Genomic DNA, 1,861 nt, shown 5'->3' with positions numbered 1-1,861 from the left:
ACGGATGGAGTCGAAACCGCGGCCGGCGGCCGGGTCGCGAGACCCGGCCGCCGGCCGTATCGATCGAGCTGCTTCTAACCTAGCCAGAGAAGCGGGTGCTGCACGCACATCACCACAGGCCAGGCCCCCGCTTCGGCATCGGGCTGAACAACCCTCATCGCACGAGAATTGGTCTCAACACTTTCCCAACCACCTAGAATGTGCTGCTTAACATTGCGGGTACTTGGTAGCACTAATCCAGATCCGCGTGATTCTGTAGCCTTCGAGCGACATGATTTCGCCATCGCAGAAAAATGTCACAGGGCCCGTAGTCGCATACACAATTCCAGACCAGCCGCCTGCGCGAAGATCGTAGCCCAGGGAGTTAAGATTGTAGTCTCCACTACACTCGTACCTCCGCGTGCCAATGGAGCCGTTCGACTCATAGAACCGGTACTGAAGTGCTGCACTGCTTGCCTGGCAGCCCAGGATGCCTGGTTCTGATGCCGCAGCCGCCGACGGAGCGATAATGCCACTCAAGACGACACACAGGGCCACTGCACCAGACACCAACCTACGCGCAAACTTCATGCTTTCCCCTGTTCACAACTGTGCCGGCAGACAATTCCCGCACTACCCGGGATCCTACGCGACTTGCCTCCAGTAATTTCCCGGCTGGCGTGGATCAACAACGACTCTACTTGATAGCCATCAGGACTCTACTTGATAGCCATCGGTCAATTCAAATGGATATATACATATAGCGCCCGAACTTCCATATCATCAACAAGCGGACAAGTGATACAAGTCATTAATCCAACATTATTAATTTTTGGGGTTGAAGCTGTGAAGAAAGAGTAGAGCGTCGTCGCTGCTCACCTTGAATTCATGGCACGTGAGGGTGCGAATAGGAGCGTTGGCCCAGATCTTTCACGATCTTGAGGGCCGAGATATCTGATCGACTATGGTCGCTCTCTCGGTGATCGTTTGGGTTTGGGCATGACGACGACCCGGCCGGATGGCCGAGTGTGGCCCTGGGTGTCCCCTGGCGGGCCGGGTCAGGACCTGGGGCTACGCCGCCTGCCCGGCTACAACCAGGCCTGGTGCCTCGCCGTGGCCATCGCCGCGGACCTGCTCGCCTGGCTGCGGCACCTCGCCCTGGACCACCACCCTCAACTACGCAAGGCCACCCCCGCCACCCTGCGCCGGACCCTGCTGGGCGCTCCCGCCCGGCTGATCCACCACGCGCGGACCCTGATCATCCGACTCGACAACCATCATCCCCACCAGGCCGACCTCATCCAGGCCTGGACCGCCATGGACGCCATGACAGACCCACCGTAGCCAACCGCGCCGCTCGCCCCGACCAGATGAGAAGGTCCTTGCCGTCTTTGATCACGGGCTCGATACCGGCGTGGTTGCGGTGGAAGGCGTCCAGTTTCGGGTAGGGGTGGCCGGGCAGGTCGGTGGCGATGGCTTGGAAGCGTTGCTCGCAGTGTTTCTCCGCCTCGCTGGCCTGTTTGCGGTGGCGGGGGTGCAGCGGTTCGGTGCGGGCCAGTACCCGCAGGTCGTCCTGCCACCCGTCGGCGAGGGTGAGGAGTCCGGTGATCTCCGTGACGTGGGCGCCGCGGCGTACCTTGTCATCCGGCACTGCGGTGATCGCGTCGCGGACCGTTTCGGTGACGTCGAACCCGACACCGTAATGCCAGGGGGTAGCCGTGTACGGCGGCCTCAGTCTTGATCCAGGCCAGGAGGTCTTTGGTCGCCCCGGCACCGTCGGCCCGGAAGATGATTTTCCTGCCGTAGGCGGCCGGGATCTGGGCGATGGCCTGCTCCAGCACGGTGATGTGGTCGGCCACCGTGTTGCTTGCCGCTGGCGTGC

General features: G+C 61.5%; 2 protein-coding genes and 1 pseudogene. 1 reads left to right on the top strand and 2 read right to left on the bottom strand.

Features of this window, described 5'->3' with window-relative positions; translation table 11 throughout:
- Positions 1–978: 978 nt before the first annotated feature.
- Positions 979–1,323 (top strand): transposase, encoded by a 345-nt coding sequence (locus AAH979_RS42845; RefSeq protein ID WP_346263842.1) that lies wholly within the window; start codon positions 979–981, stop codon positions 1,321–1,323.
- On the opposite strand, the gene AAH979_RS42840 is transcribed toward AAH979_RS42845, so the two are convergent.
- Both AAH979_RS42840 and AAH979_RS42835 read right to left on the bottom strand, forming a co-directional pair.
- Positions 1,277–1,630 (bottom strand): hypothetical protein, encoded by a 354-nt coding sequence (locus tag AAH979_RS42840; RefSeq protein ID WP_346263841.1) that lies wholly within the window; start codon positions 1,628–1,630, stop codon positions 1,277–1,279. The genes AAH979_RS42845 and AAH979_RS42840 overlap by 47 nt on opposite strands.
- A pseudogene (locus tag AAH979_RS42835) lies at positions 1,620–1,861 on the bottom strand (hypothetical protein); the annotation flags it as partial. The pseudogene AAH979_RS42835 and the gene AAH979_RS42840, both read right to left, overlap by 11 nt.

The organism is Plantactinospora sp. ZYX-F-223 (assembly GCF_039649625.1).
In the GTDB taxonomy this organism is placed as follows: Bacteria; Actinomycetota; Actinomycetes; order Mycobacteriales; family Micromonosporaceae; genus Plantactinospora.
Note: the sequence above shows the minus strand (reverse complement) of the source record. Positions and strands in the feature narration are given on the sequence as shown.

Excerpts from the sequence above, each read along its gene's own strand:
- AAH979_RS42845 (WP_346263842.1), top strand. The coding sequence starts at position 979 with ATGACGACGACCCGGCCGGATGGCCGAGTGTGGCCCTGGGTGTCCCCT.